Here is a 26792-nt window from a genome sequence, read left to right on the forward strand (position 1 = left end):
TTTGCCGCCTTTTTGTTGAACAGGTGCCAACGCGGATAGCATTTGTGCGGCCTGACTGGTGGAAGTGAAAGTGTCACGCTCTGACTTTCTGCGGGATAAGCATAAGCCGCATCGGCAGCGCGGCGGCTTGGGCGATTACCGTTATTACCTATGCCCTTAAGGGTTTATTAATATCAGCGATCTCCCCAACCGGTGAGGGCTGCTGTGGGTAAATAAGCCCGGCCACGTCAAACTGATGGCCGGGCATATCTGCTGCCTTGTGGGTAGCAGTTGGGGCGATAATCAAGATCTGATTTACGCCTGGCAGCACGAAGCCGATAGGGATGCAGTTCGCGGGCTGCTGGCCTACATGCTGCACCGAGTCTGAGATCCGGATGCGCTATCCACACACGGCATTGAAGACCTCACCAGCAAGCGATTCCGCGACGAATCCAGTATTCTCGTTAACCTATGAAACATGCCCGCTGCGGCGGACGTAATTCCATTCACACCAGCATAGTAATCCCTGTTGCAGCCAGGCCTATTGTGCGTTACAGTGTTTACATAATGTGAACGCCTGAGCGAAATCACTTAATGCACGTCATTTCAAAAGAGCCATTTGAGCAAGCGGCGCGGTTATTTCCTAACGATGCCAGGGCCATCAAGGCGCTGTATCGTCTGGTACGCGAAACAGACTTCAAAACGCCCGAAGAACTGCGCGCTGCCGTACCGAGCCTGGACCATTTTAAATACCGTGACAAATGGTGGGTTTTAGATGTAGGGGGCAACAATTTGCGAGTAATCGCCTACATAAACTTCGTGAATAAGCGCTTCTACGTTAAGCACATCGCTACCCACGCTGAATACGATAAGCTGACTCGCTACTATCGGGAGAATAAAGAATGATCGCCGACACCATTAAAGCTATCGAAGCGACCAAACAACTGGTCGCGGCTGTTCCCCTGCTGGGGGGCAGCAACTCAGAGAAAGACTACCGTGACGCACTGGCTCTAGTGGACTACCTGATTGACCACGACGATGAAAACCCGCTGATCGACTTTCTTGCGGCAAAAATTGCACACTACGAGGACAATAGCGAGCGCTTTGCAGAGTTCAACAAAGAGGTTGACGAAATGCCAGTTGGCGTTGCGCTGCTGCGCACGTTGATTGACCAGCATAGATTGTCTTACTCCGACCTGAGCGAGGAAATCGGCTCTAAATCGCTTGTTAGCCAAATCCTGTCCGGTCAGCGCTCTCTGACGATCTCACATATCAAGGCTCTTTCCGCTCGCTTCGGGGTAAAACCTCAATGGTTCCTGTGATATAACCACTTCCAGCCCGTATAATTGCGGGCTTCGTATTGTCACCAGCAAAAGACATTGACACGCCAGAAGCGACTTTATGCAGAATCCTCTCAGCCCGGCGCTGATGGGACTCTTTTCACTTTTCTACGGACGGCACAAGCCAGGGCGCCGGTTTGATCAACACATCATCTTTAGTAAGCCGCCTGCATGCGCCGACCGTGATAAAAAAGCGAGGAGTTCTATAACATCAACTGGCAGGAGCTTGAGACGGAACACGTTCTGACGCTGCTGTGCCACGGAATATAACAACGCCGCCACAGGCGACTTTATCAGGGCAATGACCGGCAAGCTGTACCGCCACCAGGAAAAATCATTGCTTGATCCGATGGTGAATATCATACGCGGCGTGCAGCGTCCTGGAGAAAAGCGCGTACCACACGGCAGGCTCTCCGGGAAAGGCAACATCCTCTGACTCTCCCGACAAATCACCTGCCATATAATCTGACCATATTTACACAGGAAGTAGGTATGGCCAAATCAACCACCAGCACGAATAGCATCGGAGAATATCCGCTATCGCGGTACAACGATCGCAACATCACAGCCCCATCCTGCGCGCGGAGCTGCGCAAGCAAGTGATGGCTATGTGCCAGTCGAAGGATCAGAAGCTGACCTCGCATGAGGTAAAAAGTTACTTATACAAACTCCGCAAGAAACCATCCACAAAGCGCGGCACTTCCTCGCTCGCCAGCCCGTAGTGACGCTCGGCGAACTCGTTGCCCACCAGGCTCGGCTCCAGATTCAGCTCCACGGTATGGGCGCCCTGCAGTTTCGCCTCATGCACAAAGCCCGCCGCCGGATAGACATGGCCGGAAGTGCCGATGGCGATAAAGAGATCCGCCTGCTCCAGCGCCTGATAAATCTCCTCCATGCCGACAGGCATCTCGCCAAACCACACCACATGCGGACGCAGCGGCGCGGGAAACTGACAGCAGGTGCAGCGATCGTCGGTGGTCAGATCCCCGTTCCAGGCGATCACCTGGCCGCTGCTGGTGCAGCGCACCTTCAGCAGTTCGCCGTGCATATGCAGCACGCGGCTGTTGCCCGCGCGCTCGTGCAGATTGTCGATATTCTGCGTCACCAGCAAAAAGTTATCGCCCAGCACCTGCTCCAGCTCGGCCAGCGCCCTGTGCGCGGCGTTGGGCTGGATCTCGCTGGCGTGCAGGGCGCGGCGGCGCGCGTTGTAAAAACGCTGCACCAGCTCAGGATCGCGGCGGTAGCCTTCCGGCGTCGCCACATCCTCCACGCGATGCTCTTCCCAGAGGCCGTCGGCGGCGCGAAAGGTCTGAATGCCCGACTCAGCTGAAATACCCGCGCCGGTCAGCACCACCACGAACGGCTGCGGATGGGCCGCCAGCTCCGCCTGACGATCGCGCTCAAAAATACGCTGGCGAAAACGCTGATGCACCTTGCGGCGGGTCTTCTTATAGCGGGCGAGCCGCAAGCGTCGACGCGGTGTGCGCATAAAAACTCCTTGTGGGCGACGTCGGGTCGCCGCCAGAAAATCTCAAGTGTAGCGGCCGCGTATGACAGCGCAATGCCGCCGTTTTCGCCGGATTACTGACCGCTCAGCACCCGCGCCGGATCGATGCGGCTGGCGCGCCGCGCCGGATACCAGCTCGCCAGCAGGCTAAGCACAATCGCCGTCAGCAGCACCGAGCCAACGTCGAGCCAGTGCAGCTCAGAGGGCAGAAAATCGATAAAGTAGATATCGCCCGCCAGCAAATGATGGCCGGTCAGCGATTCCAGCCCGCGCACCAGCGTGGTGAGATTCAGCGCCACCAGCACGCCGATCACCACGCCGCTGACGCTGCCGAGCAGCCCAGCCAGCAGGCCGTACCAGATAAAGATGGCGCGGATCAGCCCATCTTTAGCGCCCAGGGTGCGCAGCACCGCAATATCGCTGCTCTTGTCCTTCACCGCCATCACCAGCGTCGAGACGATATTAAAACAGGCTACGCCAATCACCAGCACCATCGCCAGATACATAATGGCGCGGATCATCTGAATATCGCGATACATATAGCCGAAGGTGCCGATCCAGCTGCGGATATAGACGTCACTGTGGGTCGCCTCGCCCGCGTCGCGCACCAGCTTCACCGCCTGGAAGGGGTCCTGCATCTTCAGGGCGATACCCGTGACACTGTCACCCATATCGAGATAGCTTTGGGCATCCGCCAGCGGCACCAGCGCCAGACTGTGGTCCAGCATGCCGCTCAGCTGCAGGATGCCGCTCACCTGCAGGCGAATACGCTTCGGCTGCAGCAGTTTCGTGCCGCCGTCGTTGTTGGGGATCAGGATAGTAATCCAGCTGCCCTGCTTTACGTTCAGGGTGCGGGCGATGCCGCCGCCTAAAATAATCTGCTGTTTGCCCGCGGCGAAGGTTTTCCAGCCGTCCCCCTCCACAAACTGCGGCAGCGCGCTGAGGCGCGGCTCCTGCGCCGGATCGACCCCTTTCACCTGCAGCGCCTGCAGCTTCGCGCCGCTCTCGATCAGGCCGGTAAAGTTAACGTAGGGCGCGGCGGCGGCGATGCCGGGCACCTGCTCCACGGGGGCTATCAGCGCCTGCCAGTTGCGGAACGGCTGATTGACCGCCTCGATCTCACCGTGCGGCACCACCGCCAGAATACGGTTGTTCAGCTCGCGCTCGAAGCCGTTCATGGCGCTCAGGCCGATGATCAGCACCGCCACGCCCAGCGCGATGCCGAGGGTAGAGATAATCGAGATCAGCGACACCATGCCGCCGCCGCGGCGGCCGCGGCTAAAACGCAGCCCTAACAACAGGGATAACGACGAACCCATCAGAGCGCTCCTGCTAAGGTCACCTGCTCGCTTAGCTGACCGTCGCGCATCTCCATCTGGCGCGACAGGCGCTTCGCCAGATGCAGATCGTGCGTCACCACCAGAAAGGCGGTGCCCTGACGGACATTCAGCTCGCCCAGCAGTTCAAAAATGGCGTCGGCGTTGCGCGCGTCGAGGTTGCCTGTTGGCTCATCCGCCATCACCAGACGCGGGCGGTTCACCAGCGCGCGGGCGATAGAGACGCGCTGGCGCTCGCCGCCCGACAGCTCCGACGGTCGGTGATGCGCCCGCTTCTCCAGGCCTACCGCCGCCAGCATCTCGCGCGCGCGCTGCTGCGCCTCCGCCTTGCCGGTTTTGCCGATCAGCAGCGGCATCGCCACGTTTTCCAGCGCGTTAAAGTCGGGCAGCAGATGATGGAACTGGTAGATAAAGCCCAGCTCGCGGTTGCGCAGCGAGGCTTTGGCAGAGGATGACATGGCGTTCAGCGACTGGCCGTCAAATACCACATCGCCAGAGGTGGGCGCGTCCAGCCCGCCCAGCAGATGCAGCAGCGTACTTTTGCCGGAGCCGGAGCTGCCGACAATCGCCACCAGCTCACCGGGCTGCAGGCTAAAGGTGACGTTGCGCAGCACGTCAGTCTGCACGCTGCCTTCCTGATAGCGTTTGCACAGTTCGCGGCACTGCAACAAAGGGGTGTTACTCATAACGTAAAGCCTCAGCGGGTTGAACGGCGGCGGCGCGCCAGGAGGGATAGAGCGTCGACAGCAGCGCGACAGCCATCGCCGTTACGGCGATAGTGATCACCTGCCAGAGATTGATGTCGACCGGCAGCGCCGCGCCATCTAAAAACAGGCCGATAACCGGCATCAGATTATTGAGCTGGCTGGCCAGCAGCACGCCCAGCAGGGTGCCGAGCAGCGCGCCGATAATCCCGGCGCTGGCGCCCTGCACCATAAACACCGCGACAATCTGACGGCGCGTCAGCCCCTGCGTTTGCAGGATCGCCACCTCGCCCTGCTTCTCCATAATCAGCAGGCCGAGCGAGGTAATGATATTAAAGGCGGCGACGGCGACGATCAGGCTCAGCAGCAGCCCCATCATATTCTTCTCCATGCGCACCGCCTGGAACAGGTCGCCTTTGCGCTCGCGCCAGTCTTTCCATACCAGACCGGCCGGCAGCGGCTGCTGGCTTAGCGCATCCACCGCCAGCGGCTTATCCAGCCAGAGACGCCAGCCGGTGACGTTGCCCGCCGGATAGCGCATCAGGCGCGAGGCGTCCTGCTGGTTGACCAGGATCTGGTAGCCGTCCACCTCGCTGTTGGCCGCATAGGTTCCCGCTACGGTAAACAGACGCTGGCTCGGCACGCGGCCCATCGGGGTAAACTGGCTGACCGACGGCACCATCAGGCGCAGCTCGTCGCCGCGCTTCACGCCAAGCTGCGTCGCCAGCTGTTCGCCAAGGATGACATTGTACTGGCCCGACTGCAGCACGCTTTGCGGCGTGTTGACCAGATAAGGCGTCAGGGGATCTTTTTCGTCGGGCTGAATGCCGAGCATCACGCCAACCGACACGTTATGCGCGCTCTGCAGTACCACGTCAGCGGTGGTGAGCGGCGCCATGCGGCTGACGCCCGCCAGCTTAAGGCTCGCGGCGGGCTGCTGCTGCGGGTTGATGCTGCCTTTGTCGCTGGTGACCAGCGCCTGCGGCATCAGCCCGAGAATATTGCCCTCCAGCTCGCGTTCAAAGCCGTTCATCACCGACAGTACGGTGACCAGGGCCAGCACACCGAGCGTAATGCCGATAGTGGAGAGCCAGGAAACGAAGCGACCAAAGCGATCCGATGCTCGCCCGCGCATATAGCGCAGGCCGATAAATAGCGCGACAGGTTGATACATGTATTCCGTCTTGGCAGTTGCCTGAAAGTAGACCAGTGATGATAAAGGAGGCGTCTGGTTTATGAAACCTCTAACCCTCTGAGTACGCGGCAAAGTGTGGCCGATTTTCGCTAAAAAGATATGCTGCTGGCCTCAACTGTACGTTTAATCGCCTGCCGTCCGGGTAGGCTACACTATAAGGTGAAGTCAGCAACGTGCTCCCTGGGCGCTGGAGTAAACACCATGTTCAAATATCCCAAAGGCAGTATTGTGAAACACAAATCGGGAGAGATAAAAGGCGAGATTGTTAACGTTTTTGAACAGGGAGACGCACCCACCGGCTATTACGTCAAGTGGGACGACGGCAACCACAGCTACCACCTGGAAATGGAGCTGAGCTGGGCGAATATCGATCGTCCGCGCATGCACTATACCCAACCATCCGCTAAATAACCGGCCACCGCGCAAAGGAAAAACCGCCGCAGCAGGTGATCGCCAGGGCGTAATGTGGAATCATGACGCCCTGGAAAAAATGGAGAGAACCACAAGATCCCATGTCCGAACAGATTCGCTATGCCCTGCCCGTAAAATCTGGCGATCGCCGCCAGCTTGGTGAGCTAATCGGTGCCGCGCACGCGGTGGAGTGCGCCAGCATTACCGAGCGCCACGCCGGTCCGGTGCTGATGATTACCCCCGATATGCAAACCGCGCTGCGCCTGCTGGAGGAAATCCGCCAGTTTACCGATCTCCCCGTCAGCCATCTCGCCGACTGGGAAACGCTGCCCTATGACAGCTTCTCACCGCATCAGGACATTATTTCGGCGCGTCTGTCGACGCTTTACCAGCTGCCAACCATGACGCGCGGCATGCTGATTATGCCGGTAAACACCCTGATGCAGCGCGTCTGTCCCCATACTTTTTTGCACGGCCACGCTCTGGTGATGAAGCAGGGACAGAAGCTGTCGCGCGATCGCCTGCGCGATCAGCTGGAACAGGCGGGCTATCGCCACGTCGATCAGGTGATGGAGCACGGCGAATACGCCACGCGCGGCGCGCTGCTCGATCTCTTTCCCATGGGCAGCGATCAGCCCTACCGCATCGACTTTTTCGACGATGAGATCGACAGCCTGCGGCTGTTCGACGTTGACAGCCAGCGCACGCTGGAAGCGGTGCCGGCGATTAACCTGCTGCCGGCCCATGAGTTTCCGACCGACAAAGCGGCGATCGAGCTGTTCCGCACCCGCTGGCGCGAGCAGTTCGACGTGCGCCGCGAGCCGGAGCATATCTATCAGCAGGTGAGCAAAGGCACCCTGCCCGCCGGCATCGAATACTGGCAGCCGCTCTTCTTCGAGCAGGCGCTGCCGACGCTGTTCAGCTATCTGCCCGACAATACGCTGGTGGTGAACTGCGGCGATCTTAACGGCAGCGCAGAGCGCTTCTGGCAGGACGTCGAGGCGCGCTATGAGAATCGCCGCGTCGACCCGATGCGCCCGCTGCTGACGCCAGCCACGCTCTGGCTGCGGCCCGACGCGCTGCTGGGCGAGCTGAACCGCTGGCCGCGCATGCAGATGACCAATGAATCACTGCCGGAGAAAGCGGGCAATACCAATCTTGGCTACCGGCCGCTGCCGGATATCGCCGTGCAGGCGCAGGCCAAAGCGCCGCTCGATCCGCTGCGCCAGTTCCTCGACGACTTCAGCGGCCAGGTCACCTTCTCGGTGGAGAGCGAAGGCCGCCGCGAAAGCCTGCAGGAGCTGCTGGCGCGCATTAAGCTGCGTCCGCAGACGGTGCGGCGCTTCGATGAGGCACAGAGCGAACGCTATACCCTGATGATCGGTGCCAGCGAGCGCGGCTTTATCGATACGCTGCGCGACCGCGCCCTGATCTGCGAAAGCGATCTGCTGGGCGAACGCGTCAGCCGTCGCCGCCAGGATACGCGCCGCACCATCAACCCGGATATTCTGATCCGCAACCTGGCCGAGCTGACGCCCGGTCAGCCGGTGGTGCATCTGGAGCACGGCGTTGGCCGCTATATCGGCCTGACCACGCTGGAGGCGGGCGGCATTATGGCGGAGTATCTGATGCTCTCCTACGCCAACGACGCCAAACTCTATGTGCCGGTCTCGTCGCTGCATCTGATCAGCCGCTACGCCGGCGGCGCGGATGAAAACGCGCCGCTGCACAAGCTGGGCAGCGACGCCTGGTCGCGCGCGCGGCAGAAAGCGGCGGAGAAGGTGCGCGACGTTGCCGCCGAGCTGCTGGATATTTACGCCCAGCGCGCGGCGAAAGCGGGCTACGCCTTTAAGCACGACCGCGAGCAGTATCAGCTCTTCTGCGAAAGCTTCCCGTTTGAAACCACGGCGGATCAGGCGCAGGCGATCAACGCGGTGCTGAGCGATATGTGTCAGCCGCTGGCGATGGATCGACTGGTGTGCGGCGACGTTGGCTTCGGCAAGACCGAAGTGGCGATGCGCGCCGCCTTCCTGGCGGTCGAGAACCATAAACAGGTGGCGGTGCTGGTGCCGACCACGCTGCTGGCGCAGCAGCACTACGATAACTTCCGCGATCGCTTCGCCAACTGGCCGGTGCGCATTGAGATGCTGTCGCGCTTCCGCAGCGCCAAAGAGCAGACGCAGGTGCTGCAGGCGGCGAGCGAGGGCAAGATCGATATTCTGATCGGTACCCATAAGCTGCTGATGAGCGATCTAAAGTGGCACGACTTAGGGCTGCTGATCGTCGATGAAGAGCACCGCTTCGGCGTGCGCCACAAAGAGCGCATCAAGGCGATGCGCGCCGACGTCGATATTCTGACGCTTACCGCGACGCCGATCCCGCGCACCCTGAATATGGCGATGAGCGGCATGCGCGATCTGTCGATTATCGCCACGCCGCCCGCGCGCCGCCTGGCGGTGAAGACCTTTGTGCGCGAGTATGACGCGCTGGTGGTGCGTGAGGCGATCCTGCGTGAAGTGCTGCGCGGCGGCCAGGTCTACTACCTCTATAACGACGTTGAGAATATTGAGAAGGCGGCGCAGCGGCTGACGGAGCTGGTGCCGGAGGCGCGTATCGCCATCGGCCACGGCCAGATGCGCGAGCGCGACCTTGAACGGGTGATGAATGACTTCCATCATCAGCGCTTCAACGTGCTGGTCTGCACCACCATTATCGAGACCGGCATCGATATCCCGACCGCCAACACCATTATTATTGAGCGCGCCGATCATTTCGGCCTGGCGCAGCTGCATCAGCTGCGCGGCCGCGTCGGACGTTCGCACCATCAGGCGTACGCCTGGCTGCTGACGCCGCCGCCTAAAGCGATGACCAGCGACGCGCAGAAGCGTCTGGAGGCGATCGCCTCGCTGGAGGATCTGGGCGCGGGCTTTGCGCTGGCAACGCACGATCTGGAGATCCGCGGCGCAGGCGAGCTGCTGGGCGAAGAGCAGAGCGGCCAGATGGAGACGCTGGGCTTCTCGCTCTATATGGAGCTGCTGGAGAACGCGGTTGAGGCGCTGAAGGCGGGCCGCGAGCCGTCGCTGGAGGATCTCACCAGCAATCAGACCGAGATTGAGCTGCGCATGCCCGCTCTGCTGCCGGAGGAGTTTATCCCCGACGTCAATACCCGCCTTTCGCTCTATAAGCGCATCGCCAGCGCCGACAGCGAAGAGGAGCTGCAGGAGCTGAAGGTTGAGATGATCGATCGCTTCGGCATCCTGCCGGACGCGGCGCGCAATCTGCTGGATATCGCTGCGCTGCGGCTGGTGGCGCGCAGCCTCGGCATCCGCAAGATCGAGGTCAGCGATAAAGGCGGCTTCTTTGATTTTGCGCCGCAGAACAGCGTCGATCCCGGCTGGCTGATTAGCCTGCTGCAGAAGGATCCGCAGCAGTGGAAGCTTGATGGCCCGACCCGACTGCGCTTTACGCGCGATCTGACCGAGCGCAAGCTGCGCATGGAGTGGGTGCAGAGCTTTATGGCACAGCTGCGCGAAAACCGCGTTTAGTGACATAGTCACGTCTCCCGCCAGCGGGAGACGTGACTTAATTTACTTCAGCGCCATCGCGTCGCGCAGCGTAAAGAAGAGATCGGTCTGATCGGTCAGACCCACCACATTCGCCGCCCAGGGGCCGTAGGCCGCGACGCGCAGCTGGGTGCCGGTATGGCCCTGCGAATCGGTATCGGAGTTGCCGTAGCTGATGGTCATCACCGCGCCATCTTTGGTGTTCAACGCCTGCGTCAGGCCGGGCGCTTTGGTCTCATTGGCGATAATCTGGCTGCTGTGCGCATGATCTGCCGTCACCACCACCAGCGTATTCCCCTCTTCGCGCGCAAACGCGAGCGCCTGCTGCACCGCTTCGTCGAGATCCACCGTTTCGCCAATCTGGCCGCACGGATTCGCCGCGTGATCCTCTTTATCAATCGACGCGCCCTCTACCTGCAGGAAAAAGCCGTTCGGGTTGGCCTTGAGCAGATCTATCGCTTTGGCGGTCATCTGCGACAGCGTCGGGGTAGTGGCCGGACGATCTTTATTGACCTCGCAGGTTACCGCTGGCTGGTCGATATTGCCGTGATAGCTCGCCTTCGGCCCTTTCCAGCGCACCGGCATATTGCCGTCGGCAAACAGGCCGAGCAGCGGTTTGTCCTTACTGGCCGCCGTTACGGCGTTCAGCCCCTGCCAGTCGCTTACCAGCTGGAACCCCAGCGCCTGCGCCTGGTCGCGCAGAGTTTTGCCCTGATAGTCGCCCGCTTTCGCCACCTCGTTAAAAGATTTCGCGCCGCCGCCCAGTACCACGTCGGCACGGGTTTTCAGGATCTGTTCGCTGATGGAGCCTTTTCCGCCCTGCTCCAGCGCATTGCTGGCGCACAGCTCGCTGGTTTTCTCCGGGCCGTAGCATTTGCGGCTGGTGACGTGCGCCATCAGCGCGGCGGGCGTGGCATCCTGCAGCTCCGCGGTTGAGACGTTGCCGGTCGCTTTGCCTGCCGCTTTGGCGATCTCCAGCAGGGTTTGCTGATCTTTGCCGTTGACGTCGACGCCGATAGCGCCGTTATAGCTTTTGGTGCCGGTAGCCCACGCGGTGGCGGACGCGGCAGAATCAGTCACGTAATCCGGCTTGTGGCTCTTTTTGTCGAGCGAGTAGTGGGTGTACTGGCCGGTAAGCGGCAGCGCGTCCAGTCCTTTAAAAAAGCCGCCTGCCCCTTCCGCCAGGTTGCGCGCGGCGGTGATTTCCGAGTCGCCCATGCCGTCGCCGATCAGCAGGATGACATTTTTCGCCGTGCTGTTGCGCAGCGACGCTTTCAGCGCCGCGGTCTGATCGCCGGTCAGGCGGCGCGCGCCGCCGTGCAGGGTAATATCACCGGTCGCGGCGCGGAGATAGGCGGCGTCCGCCGGCGCGCTGCTGTTTTCGGCGTGTGCGGAGAGGCTGACCAGCGAAGCGAGCAGTGAGAAAGTAAAAATGCGCATCTGTTTCATCTTGTATTCCCTTATAAGTAAAATTTACCAGAAGTATCAGGCGTTAAGTCTGTGATGCTTTGGTGACATTTTTGTGGCTGCGGGATTTCTTTTTGATGACAATCTGGCCGGAATGCGCAGGGATAAAACGATTCGAACAGAGCTTAAGCGGATAGAAAAAAAGAGAAAAATAGTGCTTGACCCTTTTGGGCCGACTCCCTATAGTAGCGCCCCGTTGACCCAGCAAGGTCAGCGGAAAAAATGTGGTGAGGTGTCCGAGTGGCTGAAGGAGCACGCCTGGAAAGTGTGTATACGGCAACGTATCGGGGGTTCGAATCCCCCTCTCACCGCCATAATTAGTAGGACGTTGAGCGGACAAAGCCGCGTGTAGACTGAATCCAAAGACTACATCGAGACAACGGAACTACAAAAGCAGTACAAAAAAGTGCACGTGAAATGCACGCGCATCTCAGATGCAAAGAAAAAGCCTTTGGTTAACGCCAGAGGCTTTTCTGTTTGTGTCTAATTGCAACGCGATATTTCAAGGTGCTGCAATCCCATCACAACACGCTTCTCCTTTATATGTGCTTTTACTGACGCTCAGATCGTCGGCCGGTACTCGTCGTCATCTTCCAGAATCGTGGCAGTAACTTTACCCAGCACGATGATGCCCTCCAGCCCTTCCCCGTCTATCGTCTCCCCGTCTTGCGTTATCAGCCCGGAGGCGAACAGCTTGCCCACCATCGGATAGCCATCGTACTGAAACGCCACCTCATCCCCAGGCTTCATTTTTACGCTGCGGTCGACGATGACAAACCCGTCAGGCGTCTCGATGCGGAACGCGCTGCACAATGGAGGCTCGAAGCTTTCTTCTATATATGACGCGCTCATCTAACATACCCCATGTTGCGCAGGGCCCACGTCTTGTTCTCTCCGCCGTCCGTGACGAGCTCGAAAAAGAACGTCTGATACCGCTTAATCCAGCGGTTGCACTCCTCCAGAGGCCAGTGATGGTTGTACTTTACGAGCGCTAACCGAAAGTCGTTCGTTGTCACTAACCGCCGATTTTTAGCGTCCAGCTTGATCGCATCTTTGAAAGCCGCGGTGATTTCATAATCGCGTGGCATAAAACTACCCTGCAAATTTACTGTATATAAACACAGTAATGTTGAGGTGTGTTTTTGGCAAGCCGCTGCGGTTTGGATTTTTGTAAAGCTGGCTCTGGCACGGAGTTAGGTCTGGATAAGCCAGACGTGGGTGGTTAAGCTTTAGTCACCCTACCCCGTAGCCTGCTCAGATCGGCGCGGTACGCCTCTGCCCCGTCGCCGGGGCTTTTTTATGAGGTATGAGCATTTTGATATTGTCTGCGGGAAGAATTTCGATTAGCTTGCGTCGCATAAATACTAATTATGGATTTTATATGGAACGTCTTAAAGGCTTGGATGGTATGAGAGGGGGTCTGGCTTTGATTGTTGCTTCAAGCCATGCATTTTCTCACTTTACAGGATGGGGAACAGGTTTCAACATTGTAAGAAATTCAACTTTTGCTGTGGATGTTTTTTTTATTCTTTCCGGTATGGTTTTATATTATAACCATAAGGACAGTCTTACGTTTGAAGGTCGAGAAGTCTTTACATTTTTCAAGTCAAGATTCTTACGACTTTATCCCCTACATATTTTCGCCTCTGCTTTGATACCTCTTTGCCTCTACATTTCCAATGGGCTATTTTTTCCTGACTGGATAGGTAAGTTCTCACTTGGGAAAATAATTACAGATATACTTTTGCTTAGCAATTTTGGTTCGTTAACTCCATATCTTAACCCCCCAACATGGTCTATATCATCTGAACTTTACGTAGCATCAATAGTAATCATTGCATGCTGTTATCGGCCTCTCATTTCTTTTGTTATCTTTATCGTTTCTGTTTTAATGATGATAGCAGTTAGCATGAAATCAAATGAAATACATACACCGCATTATTTAATCCTCAGCGGGGGGATGTTAAGATGTATGTTATGCGTATCAATTGGCGTCATCGCCATGCTTGCACTGGAGAATAAGAAATTAAAATGCATCCTTGAGACATATTCATCATGGATTATTGGCTCCTCAGTCATTACGATGCTGTTAATCATGTCAGGCGTGATCCCATCGATTGCGACCTACACTTTAGTAATAATACTTATATCTATAGGCTTAGTTACTTTAACCCAGTCAAGTGGTCCGTTCATTTCTCTATTAGAAAACAAGCCTTTTATATATCTGGGAAGGAGCTCATATTCTATTTACTTAATGCACACTCCGATCATTTATCTCATGCTGTACTTTAAAAGTAACGACATTAATTTTAATATTCTATTCGCGGCGATGTCTGTCTTGGCTACCGTAATCGTGTCATCCCTGACGTTCAGATTTATAGAAAGACCACTTACTAAAATAGGTAAGCGTTAGGACAGAAATCAATTGTCTCCAAGGGGTGTTTGGGATGGGTCATTAACAGGATTCGTCGACAATTTAAACCCCTTATCAAAATAAAAGAGCCCATCCTTTTTATTATAAAACATTCCTATTTCGCACTGTTTATTTAAAATTGGCACAAACACAAACCCTTCCATTTTGAAATCTTCACTTTCCGCAACAATAGTATTAAGCACTTCAATGTCGCCGTCTGCAATCATGGCTAAGTTAACCGTCATTATGCATACTCCTCAATGATCATAATTCCTGAAACCCCAGAATTTCCCTGTACGGCAGACGTCGTCGCAGGAACACCAATTCCGCCTGAGCCGTAATACCCCCCCTCAATAGGAGATGGCAACGGCATCTGCCCAAGGTTAGTGCCCGGAACAACTTGAATAGTCGTGCTGGCCTTAGTGATGCCACCAGAGGAATTGATTGGCGTAATAGTTGATGTTATTGGCCTGCTGGAGAGACTAGCCCCTGCCGCGGCTGCCCCCGTTGAAATCGGCATTGATACTCCTCCCGGCCCGCCTGGAAGAGTGAAAATAGCCCCAAAAGATGTTGCTCCACCTGTCCCCCCCGTATTCTGCCCCGCAGCAGCAGGGGTTCCTCCAGAACCAATGACTATTGATACCGGTGCATTAAATGCAGAGACCGGGATTAAAACGTCAATATACTGACCGTAATATCCCCCTTGTGACATCCCTCCATTTCCTCCACTAGTTGCAGCCTCGCTTCCACTAGCTCCACCGCCAGCAACTGCCTTGACTCGGATAAAATTTGTACCAGCTCCTGGAGTGTAATTACCAGAGGCGAGGAAAGTAACGACATTTAACAGTCTACCTGGAGTGAACTTTTTCACACCTGACTTTAAATTCGAAAGAATTGTTGCTGGCGCCCCGTTATCAAGAACGTCCACATTTGCTGAGTCTGAAATGAATTGAGCCAAAACATAGGCCATTGCCGATGACTGGCGAAGAACCTTATTGATTTGCGCTGAAGACGCCTTGCCACTTTGAAAACCGCTGAGTAATGCAGCCAGCGCCTCATAATCAGCCTGGCTGGTTACGTTTGCGCTATTTGTGTTTGCAAACGCCTTAAAGTTATTTGTAGCCATTAAAGTGTCACTCCCCATGCGCCGTCATCAAAGCCGGCAATATATTCATTGTCCATATCGAAGCCGAAGAATTTCGACCCAACTGATGGTGTTAAAATAGAAGGCGTTTGAACATCGCCGGCCCATACTCCGGCAGCTTTAACTGTCAGGTAACCTTGTTTGATAGCAGCCAGAAGCTCGAGTGACACCTGGCTGATATCCTCTTCCGGAAATACCCAGACTGAGATGGTCATGTCCTGGTTGTCGACGATTTGCATCCGCAAACCGGAACCTTCAAGCGCTGTTTCCAGAATCGCCGGCAGCGAGTCGTTTTGGCCATCCCAGCTGTTGATGGCTATCTTCGCCTTCAGGACAATGCGATAAGTGTCATCACTCAGGCTAGTGAAGCCTGCGTCCGGGTCATACGGTCCTTGCCAGACGCCCTGATCCCAGCCAACCCCATCGGTATCAAATGAGAAGTAGACGCCGCTGATTGGCTGGCTGACGATTCGCGTTCGCCCAATCCACTCACCCAGAACATCAAGCTGCACGCCTATCGCGCTGTCTATATCGAAGGCAGTGAGCAAATTCTGCAGGGTTGTGGAAGTATCAGTAAGCGGACGCGTTGACAGGTCGACATGGTCGACAAACAGAGGCTTTCCCCTGTGGTAGTTGGTAATCAGGTCGGTATATTTGCTCATGACGTCACCGTGAGAGCTATATTTGCTGTACTGCAGGATGCTGATTCGTTGAAGGCTATGACGATATTTGCTGCCGCCTGAGAGCCGGCCGACTTGCCAATGGTCAGGGCGTTGATGTCGTAGTATTTCGCGTTGCCGCCGCTCACGACACCGAGGTTTGCCGGCGAATAGATGCGGCTTTAGAGGACGTCATCGCCAATTGTCAGGCTGTTGATGTAATCGGCAATCGCCTGTTTAATCTGCTCGCCGATCTGAGTGGTGTAACCGGTGAAGACCTTCAGAGTTATGGCGACATATATCGGAACATCAGTTGATCGCGAGAAGCTGATTGCGTGCGGATTATCGTATTTATCCGGCACAGTGACGGTCGTCGAGCCGAACGTGGCAACACCCTGGCCTTTTTTGCCACGGATAGTCTGTGCGATCTCCGTAACGTCCCCACCGTCCACAATCGCCGCTATTGAGTGGGCAGGAATGCCGTCACTATTCACTGCTCCGCTATCGTTCTCGTAAAGCTTATGACGGGTTACGCCTGCTACGTTGGCGATCGCGCCGTCGACAGCATCAAACGGCGTCAGCGCGGGTATTGCCACGCTCTGTGACTGTCGCACTCGAAGCTGAGCATCAGTTTCCGCGGCAGAGCCTACAGTCGCTGCGTTAGCGTTGGATACGGCCGTCCAGCCGCGTGTTGGCGTATTGATTTTGGTGATACTTCCAGCAACTGCTGCTACTGCGCCTGAATTAGCGCAAGTAGCCGTCACGGTTACAGAACCGCCCACATCGATTGTCACGCTGGCTGGCAGGTTCCAGATGATGCCATTGGCATCCTTTACCGAGCCGTTTGTGATCGTCGTTCCTGCGGTGCCGGTCAGCGTCACGTCAACCGTGGAATTGGTGGCCGCCTTACGAGCGATGCCGTTGATCTTGACGTTTCGCGTAAGGGCGTCGGTCATGCCGGAGGATGGCGAAAAGGAACTGTAAACCTGAATCGCCGTATTGTTGGCATCATGTACCGCCAGCGCTACAAGCGCGACCATCTGCCCATCTTTACTGTCAGGCTCCAGATAAGCGTCGGTGCCGTAAATCTGCTGAAAATATTCGGTGATAGTGCTCAGGATTGTCTGGTAATCAGGCGCACTTATCCCTGAGGCGGTCACCGTAGCGGAGAGCCCCAGCGTATCTAAATTGAGAGCCATTACGCCTCGCTTGTGACTGTCGTCGTTCCGTAGATAGTGTCGATCGTCGCGGTAAACACTACGCGTCGGGATGATGTATTCAGCGTCGTATCGAACGACTTGATAGAGTTAACGCCTCGCGTCTCAAGGATGCGCTGGCGAATGGCGAGGTTGTAGGTTTCCGGCTTCTGCTTACCCAGTACGGACTGGATCCACGGCGTTCCCTCTGTCGTGTCGAGGAACCACTGCCCATACCACAGCAGAAAGCGCGTCTTCACCGCCTGCGCCACCGTTTCCGGTGAGTTAATCAGCCAGGTATCATCGCCCTGCCCGAAGGTGTAGTCACCATTGGCATCTTCGCGTCTGTATCGCATCAGTTCACCTTGCCAGAATTGCCAGTGCCGGTCTGCACGCCGCTGTGCGTGTGACTGTCGCTGATATCTTTGCCGTTGGACTTCAGGCTACCGATAAACTCGATGGCGCCCGTAATTTTCGCCGCGGTTCCAGTTGCAAGGCTGCCGACCATTCCGCCCATCCATGTCAGCAATCCGGTAATGGTCACCGCCTGGCTGAATTTGGCGAGAGGAGTCGTCACGTTCAGGCCGCCCGGCGCCACGATATTCACGGCATGGCTGTTTGGGTCGAGCTCAATATAAGCCGCACCGTCATCCGTTCGCATCTGCAGCGTAGAGGTGCTGATATTCCCTATAACTTCCGCCTGCGACTGCGGGCCAATGAACGCAAAGGCGTCTGACAAATCATGCTGCCGAGGGTCGACAGGCTCCTGCACGCCGCCGTTCTGCCACCAGAAGTCGATGCAGCGATCGGAAAACACCACCAGGCACTCGTCGCCAGCTTTCACAGGGAAAGTAATGGTGCAGCCACCACCGCGTGGAAATACCACCGGAACGTCGACCAGCAGTGGTAGGGGCGCAGATTTAAACGCGCCTGCCTCATCTGCAACCTGACCTGATATGGCCGGCTGAACAGTGCAGGTACATGCTATAGGGTCGAACGACTGGATGATTCCAGGCATAGAGACGCGCAGCATGGAGAAGATGGTGTCAGACAGCACCTTCATCGCCTGCAGTTCGCCGCCTGCCAGCGACTGAGGATTGACTGACATGTTTACTCCGGGCAATAAAAAACCCGCCGAAGCGGGTTGGTTGCTATTTATTCATCCATTTGCAGTCTATTTTTTCGACCATCCGAGGATGTCCGCCATCAGGATAATCGTACACGTATAACCGCTGTCGCTTTGGAAGCTTCTCCCACTGCAGCATTAAATTGCGGGAGAAAGGAAGCGTCACCAGCATGGCTGAGGAATCACCTTGAGCTCCGAGGTACTTTACCGTTTGGTTTAGTGGTTGATTGCCGTTCACCTGAATAAATGATCGCTCATCTTTCGGGTAAAAGAGGACGTAATCTCCTTTCCCACAGTCCATAAAAGGCTTGCCCGCGTCGCTTGCTGCCAGCGCATAAAACGGGAACAGCAACAACAATAGAACCGCCCTCATGAAGCACCTCTGTTTATAGCTGAAGTGGATAGCAAATCTGCTGATCCGCGAGCGAAACACATCATATCCATATACCAAGGCTGCCCGCGTGTGTCGCCATTATAATCGATGGACTTGACGATATATAAGCCATCTGCCGCAATACTTGCAGGTTGTTGCAGTGTGCCGTTTACCGACAGGTTGCCATTCACATTTTCCTCTCTGGCGCGGCCAGGCAATGCCTTCACCTCGTCGGCTGACAGGCTGGCGCGATACACTGAAGCCTGATCAATCTGTACCAGACCATTTAGCCGAATATTCGGGTTTATCAGGCAGCGCAAGTTAACGCCTGCCCCCATCGTCTGCTGAGGCATTCCAATCAGGCCGGTATCGCTGTTCAATACGATAGCTTCCTGCACGTATTTATCGGTCGGCACCATCTGAGCCTGACCATCAACCAGTTGCCAGGTGGCGTCACACTGCACCGCAACGTTATCCATAACATCGCGCGTTGACTGATAAAGCACGCGACCGCGCGGGAATACCGTAGCTGGCGTGTCGCCCGTGATTCCTTTCGTCACGCCAAAAGGGTTGAAGCTGTCCATAGCTGCGGCGTGAACATCAGCAACGGTGTAGCCAGCCGCGAGCGTTGTGGTCACACTGGCGTTCATGAATGCCTGATGGCCGTCGATCGCCTGAATCAAAACCCAGGTATCGGTAGGGTTGTCGCGTCCGGTGACGGTGAAGCGTATTTCACCGCTGAAAATTTCCCCGAAGTTCGTGCCATTCGTCTGGCCGACTTGTGACGGGTCAATTTCCGTTGCTACGCCGACCTGGCTACTGTCTACAGCCGCCGGCATACCGTCATAGCCTGCGATGATTTTAATCTTCGCGAACTCTTTTCCCAGAATGCGGCTGCAGGTGTCTTTGGAGAGGTTATAAATCTTCACCATTGCAACGCGCGGCCAGCGGGTATCTGTCCACTCAATGCGGAACGTCACCTTGAAGTCACTCAGGCTAATGCCTTCACCACTTTCTGACAGGATTTGCAGCTCGAAGTGGCGCATCCAGTTCTGTGACATGTTTACTCCGTTACGGCCCAGAGGTGGCTGCTGATGCCCAGGTCGGTTTTTGTGGGGTAATCCTGCGTCGGATCATCGCAAAGCACCACGAGCCCGAAGCCGAGTTCAAGATAAGAAAATGACGCCAGCAGGTTGGCGCCCGTAACCAGAGGAATGCCGGTCACAATACCTGCGCCGCTGCTGTCTAGCAGGTCTATCACCCAGCCCGCGGCGTCACGCCAAACCGTCCTTATCGAGTAATTAACCCTATTTATCGCTAAGGAAAATTGCTGGTTATCCGGTGACAGGGGTATTTCACTGGCCTGCATCGTATCTCCTTAAAACAGGTCGGACAGCTTCGATAAAATCGACTGGCTGCCGGTGGGCTTTGTCGACTTAACGCCGGAGTTTTGCACTGCTGAAGTGCTTACGCCCTGCGACATGTCGCCCTTATCCGCTACAGATATCGTCTGCGTAGAAGAGATGATCACCCCGCGCAGCGTCAGCGTCGCCATAAGCACGTTTTCCGATGTACGGTCAGTCGTTACATCCAGCACGCGGATCAGCATGTTGGTGTAGAGGCGCTTGCCGGTTACCACGTCAAACGGCACGCGGCTTTCCTGCAGGTCGATCAGCTGCTGATACACCTCTTTCGGGCTAAGGCCGAGGCTAAGCCCTATTGATGACGTATCGAGCAAGTCCAGCAACGAACCTCCGCCAGAAAAGCCTACTTCCATCACCAGTTCGGGTGGCCTTTTAAACGCATGGTCAGCAACAGGAGCATCCTTTTCTACGGGATGCTCTGTGATTTCCAGTGTGTCGCTGTGTTTTTCGGTAATCACCACGTCTGGCACTATCAGCCCGATTTTCCGGCTCTGCTGTGAAAACAACGTAGAAAGAATGTCCATCAGCGCGGCCCCGTTCCGAGTGCTTGTGAAAAGCGTGAGTTCACCGCCATTTGTTTGTCGGCGACTTCGCTGGCGGCCCTGCTGGGGTCGTTAACTCCGTGGATATGGATATTAGTTTCCTGGCTGATCTGTGCGCCGCTGGCCGGCATATTGCTGAGAACGCGCGGGATATAATTCCGGGTTTCTTGCGGCATTAGCGCCATGCCATGCTTCTGCACGTTACCGATGCCCCAGTTATAAGAAGCGAGCGCTTTAGGAAGGTCGCCGTTATTGGCCTTTAAGAGCTGGGCGAGATATTTTGCTGCAGCCTGTGCGGACTTAACCGGGTCAAATGCCTCGTTACCGCGCAGCCCCAAATCCTTAGCCGTGCCGGGCATTAGCTGAAACAGCCCCTGCGCGCCGGCGCCAGACATCGCATTGGGGTTGCCTGCAGACTCGGTGATCGCAACGCTTTTCAGCAATCCCACAGGTAGCTGATATAGCTGCTCGAGCTTACTGAACATCGGTTGCAGCCACCCCAGCAACTGACTGCCTTCCTTACTCGCCTGAGGCCGCCTGATAGACTGCCCGTATTGTTCAACCGGGCCATCTACCGGATAGATTCGCTCTGGTCCAGGGTCTTCCGCCGCTATCGGCTGGGCAGAGCTATCACCAAACCATCTTTTCATGGCCGCCCCGATGCTGCGCGGGTCGAATCCGGTTTTATCCTTGATATAGTCTGCGGCACTGTCCGCGCTGGCGGATACGGCAGGCAATGCATCGGGGTTACCCTGCCCCTGATTTATCAGCTCGCGCCCGATCGCGTAGGCATCTTTCCATCGTCCGTCTTTAATGGCGTTGAGCAGCCGCGCTATCCCGTCCAGCATTTTGGACAGCTCGCCAAGGTTTTCCATGAGGTTGCTCATGTCCCATTTGGCTGTCCATGTCTGCGGGTCGATGCCTAGTAGTCGCATAACGGCATCTTTCAGATCGTCGACGCCTTTGATGGCGCCCTTTATCTGAGGCTCCCACTTTTTCCAGTCGATGAGTGACTGGCCGCCTTCCTTCCACGTTTTGTAATCGTCGTAGAGCGCCAGAATGGCAAGTCCAAGGGCGGTTATCATCCCTATCGGCGACATCACGAACGCACCGTTCAGGATGCGCCAGGCAATAACGAGCGCGCCGAACACCTCGATAAGGCGCTGCGTTGACTTATCCAGCGATGACCACCACTGCATGATGTCGCCGCCGGCCTGTATCAGCCGGTACACGACGCGGCCGATGACCTCAGCGAGCCACAGGATGCCTTTAACGCCGCTGATAATCGTCTGTTCAATCTTCGGGAAGTTGTCGACGATTTGCTTGCGCAGGGTATCGATAGAACCTGACAACCCCTCCGCCAGGTTAGAGCCGATCTTGTCGCGTGCCATCCCCGCCATCTGGCCGAACGCACGCAGAGACGTCATGAAGCGGTTAGAGCTGGCGGCAGCCTGGTCAGCATTAAAGCCGATAGCTTTCGCCATTTGCGTATACTGCGCGCCAAACTGGCCCATCCCGCGGCGCATTGCCATCAGGGTGTTTTCATCAATGCCCAGCATCTGCGCGTACTGATTCGCGCGGTAGTAAGGCATTTTGTTCAATTGCTGGCCGACGCCTGTGAAGATGGACGCCATATCCCGCATGTTGCCGCTGGCGTCACGCGTCTGCACACCCAGGCGATTCAGAAATCCTTCGGCGCCCGGGTTGTTACGCATGAAGCGTGAAAGGCTTTCCAGCGAACCGCGCGCAGCTTCTGCACTCGACCCGGCCTGAGCCGCAGCATAGCCGATCGCCTGAATGCCCGCGACCGTTGCGCCCGTACGCTGAGACGCCCAGTAGAGCTGGTCAAGGCCGCTGGCGATTTTGGCAGTAAAGGCAACCACGGAAATAGCTGCAGCTTCAACGGCAACACCCAGTTTCATCGCCTGCGCGGTTGTGCCGGCGATAACCGTATCAAATTTGCGAGCACCGGCCTCATCAACCTGAAAGCCGAGGCTTACCAGAAAATCCTTGATAGTCTGAGCGTTCATTTGCCTTTCTCCAGCGCTCTATGCGGTTATTGTTGTCAGCCTTCAGGTCGAGCCAGTCATTCATTCTGGCAATGTCTGCCAGATCTACCGAACCATCCTTCAGGGCTGAATAGCTGATGTACCCGGCATCAACCGGGCGCATCAGAAAATCTTCGCCATCAGGAAGTGATTCCAGCGTCAGGCCACTTACTGGGGCGCAGTCTCGCTGGCGGGGAGTGCGGGCAAAAAATTTCCCAGGCTGTCGCCTACCACCCGACCAACCATCTGCAGCATGCTCATCAGATCGATGTCATCAAACATCAGTTGCTCTTGCGACATGACCGGCGCCCAGGTTTTTCCGTTCTGGCGGGAAACCACTGACAGGCAGGGGAAGATGATGGCGTTCGTGTCTTCTTCAGACATGCCCGCCAGTGCATCGGCGATTTTCGGCAAGGCAGTTTCCATCGCCTTATACATATCGCCGCCCTGAGATGCTGCCTTGATGCCCTGAAAATCGGCCAGCACCCCGGCAAGAACCGGGAGCAGCTTGCGAGAAACTTTCAGCTGGTCGAAGACGCTGAGCTTCGCGGTGCGGTACTGGACGCCCTTGATTTCAAATTCCATGAATTAATACTCCCCTAGAACTTCGTCGATTTTACCGGCATCAAATACCCACGCTACGGTTCCGGCCACCTTTGGGTTGTTCCAGTCAGGCTGGCGCTGGAAAGCCACTGCGCGCGCGGTAACGGTGTCACCGGACTGCTTGTTCCGCAGGACAATGACGTTATTGCCCCAAAGGGAAGATGACAGGCTCTGCGCGTTGTACATCAGAGAGAGCTTTTTATTTTGCGGAGAGGTCTTTAGCAGGTTGACGGTGATCGTCCCTGACTTGCCTGCGTGCAGGCTATGCATCACTTCGCCATCGGCACCAGTTGTCATGGTGTTTTTAGCTTCCGTCATCGTGACGGTGATGCCCTCTTCCGAGTTGGCTGAACCGTATCCAAGGTCAATGATCCCGGACGGGCCTGCCAGACTGGCGCTGACATCCATGAATGAATAAGTAGACATTGATTACCCCTTAGCGCACTACAGTGATTGCAACGGAGCCATAGTGCACAGCTCCGGCCAGTTTTCCGGCAACCTGAATGGGTACGCCTTTACGCGCTTCTCGATCTGCCTGAAGCTGACTGTCAACGCTGGGAGCGTAGATGTAATAGCCCTTGGTCAGCGTGTCACCCTTAGCCAGCTGGCCTATCGGTCCACCTGACCATACGCCGGGAGCAAAGAGGCCGTTTCCAACTGCTTGCTGCAGAACAAGCTCAATGTTGGAAATGCGCATAGTGGTCCCTGAGTCGGTCTGGGGGATCTTCGTGTCACTGGTGTAGAGGGTGTTATAATCGGCTGTCTGTACCGCATTTTGCAGCCAATCGAGACCATGACGCTCATCGAAAAAGTCACCATTCGACATCACGCCCTGCTCAAGAATGGCTGTGTCATTGTCATAGAGGACATAGACGTTGCAATTTTTGGCCTCCAGAGCGTTCGCCTGAGGGGCGCTCAGGGTTTCATACGTTACGCCAGGCTCTGACTTAAACTTGAGGGTGATAGTCGTATTACTTCCCGTATAATCGACCGTGAAAGCCCGGCCAAACGCTGACAACGCTGCATAACGACTGGTAGAGGAATATTGCAGGAAGGTTCGACCATAACCTGCCGCTTTTAAGGCAGCTGCAATATCGGTTGTGGAGGACGAATCCATTACTGCAGCGTCCTGCGTGGTATAAGCAAATACACGCGAAACAGTTGCCGCTTGGATAGCCGCTGCAATACTGGTTACGTCAGCGAGCGTTGGGTCAGTTTCAACCGCCAGGTGCAGGCCGTACCAGGCGTTATAGCCCAGCAGCGTATTAACGGCCTCAGGCAAGGTTTCTGTGTTACCAGTTTCGCCAGTTGCTAATGATTCCACCCAGCGACCGACATACACCTCCGAAGGCTGGGGCGACTGGGAAAACCAGATCAGCGCCGCTTTATATTCTTCGCTGTTAATGCCGAAATCGTCACCAATATCATCAGCGCTTTCATAAATGCGCAGGCGCTCCTTGATCGGGATGACTGTCGATGCGCCAAGGATAAGCATCGAACCAAAATTTCGCCCTTGGGCTGCTTTAGCCGAAAGGGTAACCGTCACATCTGAGATGCGACTAACGGATAATCCCGCCATTTATTAATCTCCAGTAATGGTGACGTTGGGAGTGATGATGGAACGGACCCCGTACGTGCGAATGATTTTGCGGCGCAGGCGCACAGTGATGTCGTACCGGCGCACCCACTGATTGTTGATAAGCTCAGGGAAAGCAGTCAGTTCACTGTAATCAGCGAGTGACAGCTCATTCTGTTTGAGGGTTTCGTTGTTTTGCTCGATGGTCAGCCCGTCACGGAACAGCGTCGCTATAGACTGGCTCTGCGGGCCATAAAACGAGGCGAGCGTTTCGATCACCTCATGACGCCACAGCTGATTACTGTCATCGGTCTGCCGCACAAATGCGGGACCATCGTCAGCAATGAAGCCGATAATGCCTAATCCGCACCAGTCTACGTCCGCTGCAGGTATTGCCGCCTGAGTCGCTGTCCAGCGCGGGCGAACCATCCCAGCCGGCAGGCCCGATAATGCCCGCACCCACTGGCTGAGTTCACGCTCCAGCGTTTCGTCATATGCCTGCGGCGCGCTGACGGGCGTCAGATATCCGGCTGATGTGCTGCTGTTACTCACGCGGGCCTCCATCAAACGGCTGCAGCTCACAGTGCGCCTGGACGAAACCGGCGCCGTAAGCCGTGTACGGATCGACAAAGGTCACGCGATAGTCGCGGCCGCGATAAGTCACGATGTCGGCATCAATGCCGGTGTTGCCGCTGCTCAGGCGGTAGGTGGTGATAATCAGGATTGCGCCATTAATCACCTGGCCGGCCTGCATGCGCCGGGTTTCCAGTGAACGGTCAACCGTCACCACGCCACCGAAAGGGGTCTCAGTGGTGATGTTTTTGGGAAAGCCATCATCATCGACCGTCTGCTCATTGCGCTTTACCACGAGCGTCGTATCGAGAAATTCAGGCGACAGCAGAACGTCAGTTACATCAAGTGTCGGCATCTTTATCCCTCACAACGTGCGTGATTGAGCGGCGGTATTCGCCGGTGTCGATGAGTGGCTTATTACCAGTGCGGCCCCGGCGCAGACGGTTGGCGATCGTGGCGTCAGCCAGGGGAGTGAATCCAGTAATGGTGATGTACCGCTTCACCCCGTTGGCTGCCACCGTTCCGGCGCGGTCGAGGGACGTCACTGCCCCTTCCGCATTACCTTCCAGCGCCTTCTGCGCGGCCGCCTTCAGGTGAGGCATGAAATCCTGCTCGACCGACTTCACGCCGGGCTTGAGATGGGGCCGCGGCGGAATGTTCTGCGCCGGCGACCCGTTCTCGTTGATGTAGCCGATCGCCGCATTCCCGATGTCGCCATCATCGCGCTCGTCTTTCGACTCCGGGATGCCCACCAGAACATCCTTGTTAGCGAGGGTTTTAAGGGCGTCCAGAATGCTTTGCGCCGTGTCGGCGCGAATGGTCAGGCCTGATTTCATAGCTGAACACCGCCATACCCGAAGAGCATCAGCAGCTGCCAGAACTCCGCGCCGTAACGGGAGAAGTTCCAGAAGCCCGCATCAGCATTGAGCGTCGCGCTGTTGTCGTAGCTCACGCTGACTTTATCCACCGACTTGGACGCAACCACACCGCTCGTTGTGCCACCAGCACCACCCAGCGCGCCGGCCGCCGTATCTGCGGCATTCAGCACCATGTAATGCGCGACAAACAGCTCTGCCAGATAAGGGAACATGTTCCCCATGGCGGAGCCGTCAATCAGCATGTCTGCGAGGTTAAGTCGGAACTCGATTACTGCGTCGGGATATTTGGTGTCGTCACTGAACTGCGGGAAGTCGCGGCGAAAATCACTTACTGTCGGCAGATTTCGGTTTCTTGCCATCAGCATTACCTTCCGTTACCGGTTCAGTTACGGGCACCTGCAGGGCTGCCAGCTGCGCGGTCAGGTCGGCAATGATTTGGTCTTTCTCCGCTACCGACTGCTGCAGATCGCCGTGCGCTTTGGTTTTCTCTTCCAGCTGCGCGGTCAGGCTGTTGATTTGTGCCTGAAACTCTTTCGTGTCAGCGCTGGCTTTCGCCTTGCCGGTAACGTCAGAGTGCGCGGTGACAAACCAGTGATCGGCAACCTTGTCATCAACGGTATGCTCGCCGGCCTCAAAGCGCTGGCTGGTGCCATCTTCAGAGGTGAAGTTAAACGGGGTATGGACGCGAATCGTCTTCTTAGCCATTTGCTGCTCCTGTTGGCCCCTTGCGGGGT

Annotated in this window: 31 protein-coding genes, 1 tRNA gene and 2 pseudogenes; 7 read left to right on the top strand and 27 right to left on the bottom strand. The window is 56.2% G+C overall.

What is annotated here, in order from left to right; all coding sequences use genetic code 11:
* The first annotated feature begins 573 nt into the window (after nt 1-573).
* The 3 genes and pseudogenes from LB453_RS14210 to LB453_RS14220 form a co-directional block, all read left to right on the top strand.
* The gene (locus LB453_RS14210) at nt 574-885 is read left to right on the top strand and encodes a type II toxin-antitoxin system HigB family toxin (protein WP_103795498.1); all 312 of its coding nucleotides are present in this window, start codon (nt 574-576) and stop codon (nt 883-885) included.
* Nucleotides 882-1301: a type II toxin-antitoxin system HigA family antitoxin gene (locus tag LB453_RS14215; protein ID WP_103795497.1), complete on the top strand. Its 420-nt coding sequence runs from the start codon at nt 882-884 to the stop codon at nt 1299-1301. Before LB453_RS14210 ends, LB453_RS14215 begins: the two co-directional genes overlap by 4 nt.
* Before the next feature lie 207 nt (nt 1302-1508).
* A pseudogene (locus tag LB453_RS14220) lies at nt 1509-1755 on the top strand (maturation control protein); the annotation flags it as partial.
* 219 nt (nt 1756-1974) lie between these two features.
* On the opposite strand, the gene cobB reads toward LB453_RS14220, so the two are convergent.
* The 4 genes from cobB to lolC form a co-directional block, all read right to left on the bottom strand.
* Nucleotides 1975-2808, bottom strand: coding sequence for a Sir2 family NAD+-dependent deacetylase (cobB, locus tag LB453_RS14225; RefSeq protein WP_103795496.1), 834 nt, complete (start codon nt 2806-2808; stop codon nt 1975-1977).
* A gap of 92 nt (nt 2809-2900) precedes the next feature.
* Nucleotides 2901-4145 (bottom strand): lipoprotein-releasing ABC transporter permease subunit LolE, encoded by a 1245-nt coding sequence (gene lolE / locus LB453_RS14230; RefSeq protein WP_103795495.1) that lies wholly within the window; start codon nt 4143-4145, stop codon nt 2901-2903.
* A complete protein-coding gene (gene lolD / locus LB453_RS14235) occupies nt 4145-4849 on the bottom strand; it encodes a lipoprotein-releasing ABC transporter ATP-binding protein LolD (RefSeq protein ID WP_103795494.1) in 705 nt (234 codons plus the stop codon). Before lolD ends, lolE begins: the two co-directional genes overlap by 1 nt.
* Nucleotides 4842-6041, bottom strand: coding sequence for a lipoprotein-releasing ABC transporter permease subunit LolC (gene lolC / locus LB453_RS14240; protein ID WP_103795493.1), 1200 nt, complete (start codon nt 6039-6041; stop codon nt 4842-4844). The genes lolD and lolC overlap by 8 nt, the downstream gene beginning before the upstream one ends.
* 222 nt (nt 6042-6263) lie before the next feature.
* On the opposite strand from lolC, the gene LB453_RS14245 reads away from it, so the two are divergent.
* Entirely contained in the window at nt 6264-6473 is a 210-nt protein-coding gene (locus LB453_RS14245; protein WP_103795492.1) for a hypothetical protein, read from the top strand.
* Nucleotides 6474-6574: 101 nt separating this feature from the next.
* Nucleotides 6575-10018 carry a transcription-repair coupling factor gene (gene mfd / locus LB453_RS14250; RefSeq protein WP_224481451.1) on the top strand — a complete coding sequence of 1148 codons (3444 nt, stop codon included), beginning with the start codon at nt 6575-6577 and terminating at the stop codon, nt 10016-10018.
* 42 nt (nt 10019-10060) lie between these two features.
* Here the strand turns inward: mfd and phoA are convergent, their stop codons facing one another.
* Nucleotides 10061-11485 (bottom strand): alkaline phosphatase, encoded by a 1425-nt coding sequence (gene phoA / locus LB453_RS14255; RefSeq protein ID WP_103795490.1) that lies wholly within the window; start codon nt 11483-11485, stop codon nt 10061-10063.
* Between the two features lie 244 nt (nt 11486-11729).
* Between phoA and LB453_RS14260 the strand changes: the two genes are divergently transcribed.
* A tRNA-Ser gene (locus LB453_RS14260) sits at nt 11730-11817 on the top strand.
* Nucleotides 11818-12064: 247 nt separating this feature from the next.
* Here the strand turns inward: LB453_RS14260 and LB453_RS14265 are convergent.
* On the bottom strand, nt 12065-12316 hold the full coding sequence (locus LB453_RS14265; protein WP_224481452.1) for a phage repressor protein: 252 nt from the start codon (nt 12314-12316) through the stop codon (nt 12065-12067).
* Between the two features lie 35 nt (nt 12317-12351).
* Nucleotides 12352-12591 (bottom strand): hypothetical protein, encoded by a 240-nt coding sequence (locus LB453_RS14270; RefSeq protein WP_224481453.1) that lies wholly within the window; start codon nt 12589-12591, stop codon nt 12352-12354.
* 293 nt (nt 12592-12884) lie between these two features.
* On the opposite strand from LB453_RS14270, the gene LB453_RS14275 reads away from it, so the two are divergent.
* A complete protein-coding gene (locus LB453_RS14275) occupies nt 12885-13916 on the top strand; it encodes an acyltransferase family protein (RefSeq protein WP_224481454.1) in 1032 nt (343 codons plus the stop codon).
* Between the two features lie 8 nt (nt 13917-13924).
* On the opposite strand, the gene LB453_RS14280 is transcribed toward LB453_RS14275, so the two are convergent.
* The 20 genes and pseudogenes from LB453_RS14280 to LB453_RS14375 all read right to left on the bottom strand — a co-directional run bounded on the left by LB453_RS14280 (nt 13925) and on the right by LB453_RS14375 (nt 26763).
* Nucleotides 13925-14161 (bottom strand): hypothetical protein, encoded by a 237-nt coding sequence (locus tag LB453_RS14280; RefSeq protein WP_224481455.1) that lies wholly within the window; start codon nt 14159-14161, stop codon nt 13925-13927.
* On the bottom strand, nt 14161-15042 hold the full coding sequence (locus LB453_RS14285; RefSeq protein WP_224481456.1) for a hypothetical protein: 882 nt from the start codon (nt 15040-15042) through the stop codon (nt 14161-14163). Before LB453_RS14285 ends, LB453_RS14280 begins: the two co-directional genes overlap by 1 nt.
* Entirely contained in the window at nt 15042-15722 is a 681-nt protein-coding gene (locus LB453_RS14290) for a DUF2612 domain-containing protein (protein WP_224481457.1), read from the bottom strand. The genes LB453_RS14285 and LB453_RS14290 overlap by 1 nt, the downstream gene beginning before the upstream one ends.
* Nucleotides 15719-16918, bottom strand: a pseudogene (locus LB453_RS14295) (baseplate J/gp47 family protein). Before LB453_RS14295 ends, LB453_RS14290 begins: the two are co-directional and overlap by 4 nt.
* Nucleotides 16918-17271 carry a hypothetical protein gene (locus tag LB453_RS14300; RefSeq protein WP_224481458.1) on the bottom strand — a complete coding sequence of 118 codons (354 nt, stop codon included), beginning with the start codon at nt 17269-17271 and terminating at the stop codon, nt 16918-16920. The pseudogene LB453_RS14295 and the gene LB453_RS14300 overlap by 1 nt, the downstream one beginning before the upstream one ends.
* Nucleotides 17271-18023, bottom strand: a complete 753-nt coding sequence (locus tag LB453_RS14305) for a Gp138 family membrane-puncturing spike protein (RefSeq protein WP_224481459.1) — start codon at nt 18021-18023, stop codon at nt 17271-17273. Before LB453_RS14305 ends, LB453_RS14300 begins: the two co-directional genes overlap by 1 nt.
* A 43-nt stretch (nt 18024-18066) precedes the next feature.
* Nucleotides 18067-18414, bottom strand: coding sequence for a hypothetical protein (locus LB453_RS14310; RefSeq protein ID WP_224481460.1), 348 nt, complete (start codon nt 18412-18414; stop codon nt 18067-18069).
* A complete protein-coding gene (locus LB453_RS14315) occupies nt 18411-19475 on the bottom strand; it encodes a hypothetical protein (RefSeq protein WP_224481461.1) in 1065 nt (354 codons plus the stop codon). The genes LB453_RS14310 and LB453_RS14315 overlap by 4 nt, the downstream gene beginning before the upstream one ends.
* Before the next feature lie 2 nt (nt 19476-19477).
* Nucleotides 19478-19783, bottom strand: a complete 306-nt coding sequence (locus LB453_RS14320) for a phage baseplate plug protein (protein WP_224481462.1) — start codon at nt 19781-19783, stop codon at nt 19478-19480.
* Nucleotides 19784-19792: 9 nt separating this feature from the next.
* Entirely contained in the window at nt 19793-20362 is a 570-nt protein-coding gene (locus tag LB453_RS14325) for a phage baseplate protein (RefSeq protein WP_224481463.1), read from the bottom strand.
* Nucleotides 20362-22410: a transglycosylase SLT domain-containing protein gene (locus LB453_RS14330; protein WP_224481464.1), complete on the bottom strand. Its 2049-nt coding sequence runs from the start codon at nt 22408-22410 to the stop codon at nt 20362-20364. Before LB453_RS14330 ends, LB453_RS14325 begins: the two co-directional genes overlap by 1 nt.
* A complete protein-coding gene (locus tag LB453_RS14335; protein WP_224481465.1) occupies nt 22358-22552 on the bottom strand; it encodes a DUF6889 family protein in 195 nt (64 codons plus the stop codon). Before LB453_RS14335 ends, LB453_RS14330 begins: the two co-directional genes overlap by 53 nt.
* A 44-nt stretch (nt 22553-22596) precedes the next feature.
* On the bottom strand, nt 22597-23013 hold the full coding sequence (locus LB453_RS14340) for a phage tail assembly chaperone (protein WP_224481466.1): 417 nt from the start codon (nt 23011-23013) through the stop codon (nt 22597-22599).
* Nucleotides 23014-23016: 3 nt separating this feature from the next.
* Nucleotides 23017-23457 (bottom strand): DUF3277 family protein, encoded by a 441-nt coding sequence (locus LB453_RS14345; protein WP_224481467.1) that lies wholly within the window; start codon nt 23455-23457, stop codon nt 23017-23019.
* Between the two features lie 10 nt (nt 23458-23467).
* Nucleotides 23468-24610 carry a DUF3383 family protein gene (locus tag LB453_RS14350; protein WP_224481468.1) on the bottom strand — a complete coding sequence of 381 codons (1143 nt, stop codon included), beginning with the start codon at nt 24608-24610 and terminating at the stop codon, nt 23468-23470.
* 3 nt (nt 24611-24613) lie between these two features.
* On the bottom strand, nt 24614-25171 hold the full coding sequence (locus tag LB453_RS14355; protein ID WP_224481469.1) for a hypothetical protein: 558 nt from the start codon (nt 25169-25171) through the stop codon (nt 24614-24616).
* A complete protein-coding gene (locus LB453_RS14360; protein ID WP_224481470.1) occupies nt 25152-25535 on the bottom strand; it encodes a head-tail adaptor in 384 nt (127 codons plus the stop codon). The genes LB453_RS14355 and LB453_RS14360 overlap by 20 nt, the downstream gene beginning before the upstream one ends.
* On the bottom strand, nt 25522-26016 hold the full coding sequence (locus LB453_RS14365; RefSeq protein WP_081139020.1) for a hypothetical protein: 495 nt from the start codon (nt 26014-26016) through the stop codon (nt 25522-25524). The genes LB453_RS14360 and LB453_RS14365 overlap by 14 nt, the downstream gene beginning before the upstream one ends.
* Nucleotides 26013-26417 (bottom strand): DUF4054 domain-containing protein, encoded by a 405-nt coding sequence (locus LB453_RS14370; protein ID WP_224481471.1) that lies wholly within the window; start codon nt 26415-26417, stop codon nt 26013-26015. The genes LB453_RS14365 and LB453_RS14370 overlap by 4 nt, the downstream gene beginning before the upstream one ends.
* A complete protein-coding gene (locus tag LB453_RS14375; RefSeq protein ID WP_224481472.1) occupies nt 26383-26763 on the bottom strand; it encodes an STY1053 family phage-associated protein in 381 nt (126 codons plus the stop codon). Before LB453_RS14375 ends, LB453_RS14370 begins: the two co-directional genes overlap by 35 nt.
* Nucleotides 26764-26792: the final 29 nt, after the last annotated feature.

This window comes from Pantoea agglomerans (assembly GCF_020149765.1).
GTDB classification, from domain to species: domain Bacteria; phylum Pseudomonadota; class Gammaproteobacteria; order Enterobacterales; family Enterobacteriaceae; genus Pantoea; species Pantoea alvi.